Below are 6991 nucleotides of genomic sequence, written 5' to 3'. Positions count from 1 at the left end.
TGGTGGAGGGGGTTGGCGGCCTGAAGCGACGTTGCGGGCGGGCGCCAGCCCCCTCCGTCAGCGCTTCGCGCTGCCACCTCCCCACAAGTGGGGAGGATCGGTACGTCCGCTTCCCACCCCAAAGCCGCCGACCCCGCCCCTCTCCAAATTGCGCATCCGCCGGGACCCCCGTCCCCCTTCGCCGCGGCAGGCAATCGGAACAGGGCTTGGCTTTTCAGGATTCATCGCCACCTGTGTGAGATCGGCCCCGTGCCGGCCCGCCCCGTCGCATTCCAGTTCGCGCTGAAAGCGCAACGGGTTACGCCGGGCAGGTTCGGCTTAGGTTCATCTCGGCGCACCAATCTGCGCCGCGGGGATACAGGGTCTGGGAACGCGATCGATAATGAAGAAAAAAGCCGGCCTCCTCCTCCCCCTCTTCGCGGCGCTCGCCTTCGCCGCGCCCGCGCTCGCGCAGAACGACAGCTCGCTTGCCCAATCGAGTCAGCCGCCGCAGCGCACCTCGGTCCTCTATACCTATGGCGACGAGCCCTGCCCCGAACCGCAGGGCGACGAGATCGTCGTCTGTGCGCAGCAGCCCGAAACCGAACGCTACCGCGTGCCCAAGGAACTGCGCGAGGAGCTCAAGGAAGACGAGGCGGTCGGCGGCGGCAGTTGGGCCTCGGCGGTCGAAGGCTATGACAATGTCGCGCGCGCCACTCGCCCGGGCAGCTGCTCGCCCGTCGGTTCCTACGGCTTCACCGGCTGCGCCGCCGCCGCGATGCGCGAATGGTTCGAGGCACGCCGCGCGCCTTGACGGCGCACGATCGAACTCGGCTCGTCGCATATACCCCGCGCGGGGTATGCCGCCTTCGTAAATCGCTGATAACCGGCCCGTCAGAGGGATTTGATTGTGTGGGGGCAATCGAAAACCGGGCGCGGTCACTCCCGTGGCGCTGACGTCCGGCTGGGGGATATCGGCGGCTAGCGACCCGCCGTCGGTATCCTTTCCCCGCCTCTCACCCCGTCTGCCGCGACCCCGCCCTTACCGCAGCAACCGGTTCACCAACGCCGTCAGTTCGGCTTCGCGCCCGACATCGCTCTTGCGCAGGATCGACTTGATCTGCGTGCCCAGCGTCTGGGCGCTCGTGCCGCGCCCGGCCGCGATGTCCTCGCGCGCTTCGCCGTTCGCCAGGCGCAGCGCGATCTCGGCTTCGGCTTCGGTCAGGCCCAGCGCCGCGCGCAGCGGCACGATCCGCATCGCGGGAATGTCCGCCGCGCGCCGCGCGACAACCAGCACGCGCGGGTCGAAACCGAAATCCCATTCGCGCCGCGGCAGGCGGAAGATTTCGCACAGCAGCCCGCCGCCTCCCTCGACCCCGCCCTCATGCGGTGACCCGATCCAGTGCTGCTGCATCGCCTCTCCGTTCAGCGCGCGCCCCAATGCCGCCTGCAGCGGCGCATCGGCATCGCGGCGCGCGGCGCGCGGCGCCCAGACGGCCGCGGCGCAGGCGTAGCACCCCGGCCGTGCCTTCACCGACGATCGCCTCGGCCGCCCCCGATAGCGCCGCGACCGCGCCGCGGCGATCAATCAGGAACGCCGCGACGCCGATGGCATCGAACGCGCCGACGGTCATCGCGGCGCCGCGCTGCGCCATCGCCTGCTGAATGCGGACCGCCGCCAGCGCATAGGTCGCGCCGGCGGCGAACAGCTCGCGGTCACGCCGTCCGGTCCGGCCATCGCGCTCGGAGCGCAGCGACGCCAGCCCGACGAGCAATCCCTCGCCTTCGACCAGCGCGGTCTGGCAGCCGTGCACGCCGTCCCACTTGCGGATATGCTCCTCATAATCGTCGGTGCCGCTGTGCTGCCGCGCGACGTCGTAATGCGCCTCGCTCAATATCTCGAGCGGGCGGCCGCTCGCGGCGACGCGCCAGTTGACCTCGGGCCGCCACCCTTCGATTTCCAGGAATTCGCGCTGATAGGCGGCGTCGATATCGGGCATGAAGTTGAACAGCGTCGCGTCGTCGCCCAGACCCAGCAATTGCGCGTGCGACGATCCGGTCCGCCGCGCGAACAGGCGCAGCGCCGCGTTCCAGCCGTCCTCTTCGAACGGCGCCGCCAGAAAGGCATTTTCAACCTCGCCCGCTTCCCGGGCGAACAAGCTATCCATCGACGTCGGCCCCCCAGCCTTCGTGCCCAGCTTTCGTACTTCGCCGCGTTGCAGCATGAAACCGGACGCGGCACAAGCGGCTTGCGATGACGTGCTGCCGTGGGCCCAAATCGCAACGCTGCGTTTCCCTGGGGCATATTGACGCCGTCCCTCGCCTTCGCCTAGTTTCCCGTCGCCCTCAACAGGAGACTGTCTCATGCGTCGCATCGTCCCCCTCGCCGCCCTCGCACTCGCCGTCGTGGCGACCCCGATCGTCCTCGCGCAGGGCGGCTCCGCCCCGGGGGCACCCGACAAGTCGCGCGTCACCGCCGGCACCTACGCCGCCGACGCCGGCCACACGATGGTCGTGTGGGAAGTCGATCACCTCGGCTTCAGCAAATATACCGGCATCTTCGGCGACGTGACCGGAACGCTCGTCATCGATCCGAAGAATCTCGCCGCGGCGAAGGTCGACGTCACGATCCCCGTGTCGAAGGTCACGACCGCCAGCGCCGGCCTGACGAGCCACCTGCTGCGCGCCGGTAAGGACGGCGGCAAGCCCGACTTCTTCGGCGCCGCCCCCGCCGACGCCAAATTCGTCTCGACCAGCGTCGTCCCGGGCAGCGACGGCGACGAAGCCAAGGTCACCGGCAACCTCACGCTTAACGGCGTGACCAAGTCCGTCACCCTCGACGTCGATTTCCACGGCGCCGGCATGGGCATGAACAAGAAGGAAACCATCGGTTTCCAGGCCGAAACGACGATCAAGCGCAGCGATTTCGGCGTCTCGATGGGCATTCCCTATGTCAGCGACGCGGTCGAACTCGAAATCCACGCCGCGTTCGAAAAGCAGTAGGCGACCTAAAAAAATTCGTCATTCCCGCGAAAGCGGGGACCCACGAGCAACCGTTGCAACTGGGTTCCCGCCTTTCCCGGGAATGACAAAAAATTGCACGGCGATCGGTTCGCAGGTGGCATCACGCCAATCTGTCACACGCGGCGCTTATGAAAGGGGCGGGACCTTCGCGGGTCCCGCCCCTTTCGTACAGGAGCCGTGTGATGAGCGAACTGGTACGCGAAATTGTCGAAGTGAACGCCTCGATCGACGGCGACGAGGAAAATCCGCTGCTGGTCGTCGAGGTCGAGGGTATAGCCCCCACTATCGGCTGGGCGAATATCCGGCTCGACCCGCATGTCTACATCACGCCGCCCGACGACGGCGTGCAGGATTTCGACCTCGTCGGCGATCGCCCGGCCCCCGGACCTTCAGACGCGGCCGAAGTCCTCAGCGAAATCGAGGCCGCATGGGAAGGCCCGCTTCAGGACTGGTGCATCGGCGTGCGCATCCATGCGGTCGACAATCTGATCGAGGACGAGGTTTTCGAACCCTGGGACGAGGACGACGAGAGCGAAGCCGCCTGACGCTCGCTCCCCCCGGGGCACTTTCTGGACGACCCCCTGCACTGCGCCGGGCCGCGAGGCCCCTTGCGGCCCGGCGACATTTTCGGTTCATCGCAGAGCCAGCAACCGCGGCGTAGCCTCTCTCCACATTCAAGGGAGGATCACCATGCGCCGCACCCTGCTTCTCGCTCTCGCCCTCACAGCCACCCCCGCACTGGCGCAAGCCAACCCCCAGATCGACTATCCCGCCTTCCAGGCGCTCACCGCCAGCGTCGCCCCCGCACGCGCGACGCGCCTCATCGCCTTCAAGGCCGAGGTCGCGAAACCCGGCACCCTGCTCCTCGACGCGCGCTCGAAGGACGCTTTCGCGCGCGGCCACATCAAGGGCGCGGTCAACCTGCCGCTCACCGACTTCACCGCCGAGAGCCTCGCCGCGGTGATCGGCGCCAACCCAGACCGCGCTATCCTCATCTATTGCAACAATAATTTCCGCAACGACGCCGCGCCGGTGCGCATGAAGGCGGCGCCGCTCGCGCTCAATATCCAGACCTTCATCAACCTCGTCGGCTATGGCTATCCGAACGTCCTCGAACTCGCCGACATCGTCGATTTCAATGATCCCAAGGTGGAATGGGTGAAGGGGTAGGTCTGAAGTCGCGCCCACCCCCAACCCCCTCCCGCAAGCGGGAGGGGAGCGAGACTTGCCGCGCCGCAGGGCGCGCTAGTCGCAGCGGGGTGGGCACGCGGCACGGGACCACTCTCGCGTAATTTTCGCACTCCCCCCTTGCCAAGCGCGACATTTTGCATCACTAGAGGCCCCATGCGCGGCAACGCCCTTCTTCTTCTGCGACTTACACGCCCTTGGGCGTGACACTGGCTGCGCGCTAGTCGCGGCCACCCGCTCAAGGGTCCGATCGACACACATCGCAACCACCCGAAGAAGAAGCAAACCCATGACCATGCTCCGCGACCCCTCGGTCAAGTACAGCGCCTTTCCGCAGATTCCGCTCGCGAACCGCGAATGGCCCGGCCGGACGATCACCAAAGCTCCCATCTGGCTCTCCACCGACATGCGCGACGGCAATCAGGCGCTGATCGACCCGATGGATGCCGAAAAGAAAGCGCGCTTCTTCGACCTGCTCGTCCGCATCGGGCTCAAGGAAATAGAGGTCGGCTTCCCCAGCGCCGGCGCGACCGAGTTCGACTTCATCTCCGGCCTCGTCCGCGATGGCCGCATCCCGGACGACGTCACCCCGCAGGTGCTCACCCAAAGCCGCGCCGACCTCATCCGCACCAGCTTCGACAGCCTCGCGGGCGCGAAAACCGCGATCGTCCACGTCTATAACGCGGTCAGCCCCGCGTGGCGCAAGATCGTCTTCGGCATGGATATGCACGAGATCAAGGGCATCGCGATCGACGGCGCCAAGCAGCTCCGCGACAATGCCGCGCGCCTGCCGCAAACCAATTGGCGCTTCGAATACAGCCCCGAAACCTTCTCGACCGCCGAGCTCGATTTCAGTATCGAAACCTGCGCCGCGGTGATGGACATCCTGCAACCGACGGCAGAAAACCCGATCATCCTCAACTTGCCCGCGACGGTCGAGGCGGCGACGGCGAACATCTACGCCGACCAGATCGAATATTTCGCCAGGAACCTGCCAAACCGCGACGCCGCGATCATCAGCCTGCACACCCACAACGACCGCGGCACCGGCGTCGCGGCGGCCGAACTCGGCCTGCTCGCGGGCGCCGACCGCGTCGAGGGCTGCCTGTTCGGCAATGGCGAGCGCACCGGCAACACCTGCCTCGTCACCATCGCGCTCAACATGTACACGCAGGGCGTCGACCCTTGCCTCGACTTCTCGAACATCGACGAGGTCATCCAGACGGTCGAATATTGCAACCAGCTTCCCGTCCACCCGCGCCACCCCTATGGCGGCGAGCTCGTCTACACCGCCTTTTCGGGCAGCCATCAGGACGCGATCAAGAAAGGCTTCGCCGCGCGCGAACGCCAGAATGACGAACGCTGGGAAGTCCCTTATCTGCCCATCGACCCCGCCGACCTCGGCCGCAGCTACGAAGCGGTGATCCGCGTCAACAGCCAGTCGGGCAAGGGCGGCGTCGCGTGGGTGCTCGAACAGGACAAGGGCCTGAAACTGCCCAAGAAGATGCAGGCAAGCTTCAGCCACACCATCCAGGCGCTCGCCGACGAAACCAGCCGCGAACTCGGCGCCGAAGACATCTGGCACGCCTTCGAGGGCCAGTATCTGACCACCGAAGCCAAACGCTTCCAGCTCGTCGACTGGTCCGAAAGCCATGCGCCGTCCAATAGCCCCTCCCCTTCAGGGGAGGGGTTGGGGTGGGGGCCATCGGCACAGAGCCGTCCCAACCCCGAACGCATCTTCGCGGGAGTCCTGCTGATCGACGGCACGCAGCGCAGCGTCAGCGGCCGCGGCAACGGCCTGATGAGCAGCGTCATCGCCGCGCTGGCCGAAAGCGGCGGCCCGATCATGGACATCGTCGACTACAGCGAGCACGCGATCGGCCAGGGCAGCAATGTGCAGGCCGCGGCCTATGTCGAATGCCGCACCGCCGACGGGAAAAGCCTGTTCGGCTGCGGGCTGGACACCGACGTCGCGACGGCGAGCGTGCGGGCGATTTTGAGCGCCGCCAACGGCGCGTAATCCTCCCTGTTGCGAAGCAATGGGGAGGTGGCAGTCCGCAGGACTGACGGAGGGGCAATTGCGCCACCGTCGCCGCCCCTCCACCACCCTACGGGCGGTCCCCCTCCCCATGCCTTCGGCACAGGGAGGATTTGAGTACGCCAATCCTCACTGTGGCGAAGCCATGGGGAGGTGGCAGCGAAGCGCTGACGGAGGGGCCACTAGCGCGACGCCGAAATCAACCGAACCAACCCATCGACCACCGCATCCACATCCCGCAAAACCTCAGCCGCCGCCACCCGAACCACAACAAACCCCTGCCCCCGCAACCACTCATCCCGCGCCAAATCCCGCTCCGGCCGATCCCCCAGATCATGCGCCATCCCATCGACCTCGACGATCATCCTTGCGTCCGGCGCATAAAAATCCGCCACAAACCGCCCCAAGGGATGCTGCCGCCGAAACTTCACCCCGCCCGGCCGCGCGCGCAGCCGCTGCCACAACATCACCTCGGGCAACGACATCTCCCGCCTGAGCCCACGCGCGATCTTGACCGTAGCCTTCGAAGTAGAACGCCCCAAACCTCACCCCCTATCAATCCTCCCTGTGGCCGAAGGCCATGGGGAGGTGGCAGCGCGAAGCGCTGACGGAGGGGCAATGGCGCCAACGTTGTCGCCCCTCCACCAACGCCTGCGGCGTCGGTCCCCCTCCCCACGCCTACGGCGCAGGGAGGAAATCAAAAACCCCAACCCGCCCCACCCCGGACCAAACCCAAATCCTCCCTGTCGCGAAGCGATGGGG

At 66.6% G+C, this 6991-nt stretch carries 8 protein-coding genes; 5 read left to right on the top strand and 3 right to left on the bottom strand.

Features of this window, described 5'->3' with window-relative positions; all coding sequences use genetic code 11:
• The first annotated feature begins 382 nt into the window (after nt 1-382).
• Nucleotides 383-793, top strand: coding sequence for a hypothetical protein (locus tag ACREBX_RS01835; RefSeq protein ID WP_431560051.1), 411 nt, complete (start codon nt 383-385; stop codon nt 791-793).
• Between the two features lie 228 nt (nt 794-1021).
• Here the strand turns inward: ACREBX_RS01835 and ACREBX_RS01830 are convergent, their stop codons facing one another.
• Nucleotides 1022-1393, bottom strand: coding sequence for a helix-turn-helix transcriptional regulator (locus ACREBX_RS01830; protein WP_431560050.1), 372 nt, complete (start codon nt 1391-1393; stop codon nt 1022-1024).
• Nucleotides 1362-2147, bottom strand: coding sequence for a hypothetical protein (locus ACREBX_RS01825; RefSeq protein WP_431560049.1), 786 nt, complete (start codon nt 2145-2147; stop codon nt 1362-1364). Before ACREBX_RS01825 ends, ACREBX_RS01830 begins: the two co-directional genes overlap by 32 nt.
• 196 nt (nt 2148-2343) lie before the next feature.
• Between ACREBX_RS01825 and ACREBX_RS01820 the strand changes: the two genes are divergently transcribed.
• The 4 genes from ACREBX_RS01820 to leuA all read left to right on the top strand — a co-directional run bounded on the left by ACREBX_RS01820 (nt 2344) and on the right by leuA (nt 6211).
• The gene (locus ACREBX_RS01820) at nt 2344-2982 is read left to right on the top strand and encodes a YceI family protein (protein ID WP_431560048.1); all 639 of its coding nucleotides are present in this window, start codon (nt 2344-2346) and stop codon (nt 2980-2982) included.
• Nucleotides 2983-3185: 203 nt separating this feature from the next.
• Entirely contained in the window at nt 3186-3548 is a 363-nt protein-coding gene (locus ACREBX_RS01815) for a hypothetical protein (RefSeq protein ID WP_431560047.1), read from the top strand.
• 145 nt (nt 3549-3693) lie between these two features.
• Nucleotides 3694-4173 carry a rhodanese-like domain-containing protein gene (locus tag ACREBX_RS01810; RefSeq protein ID WP_431560046.1) on the top strand — a complete coding sequence of 160 codons (480 nt, stop codon included), beginning with the start codon at nt 3694-3696 and terminating at the stop codon, nt 4171-4173.
• A 307-nt stretch (nt 4174-4480) separates the two neighbouring features.
• A complete protein-coding gene (gene leuA / locus ACREBX_RS01805; protein ID WP_431560045.1) occupies nt 4481-6211 on the top strand; it encodes a 2-isopropylmalate synthase in 1731 nt (576 codons plus the stop codon).
• A gap of 200 nt (nt 6212-6411) precedes the next feature.
• On the opposite strand, the gene ACREBX_RS01800 is transcribed toward leuA, so the two are convergent.
• The gene (locus ACREBX_RS01800; protein ID WP_431560044.1) at nt 6412-6771 is read right to left on the bottom strand and encodes an endonuclease domain-containing protein; all 360 of its coding nucleotides are present in this window, start codon (nt 6769-6771) and stop codon (nt 6412-6414) included.
• Nucleotides 6772-6991 lie beyond the last annotated feature (220 nt).

Origin of the sequence: Sphingopyxis sp. (assembly GCF_050725655.1) — a bacterium.
Lineage (GTDB): Bacteria > Pseudomonadota > Alphaproteobacteria > Sphingomonadales > Sphingomonadaceae > Sphingopyxis.
Note: the sequence above shows the minus strand (reverse complement) of the source record. Positions and strands in the feature narration are given on the sequence as shown.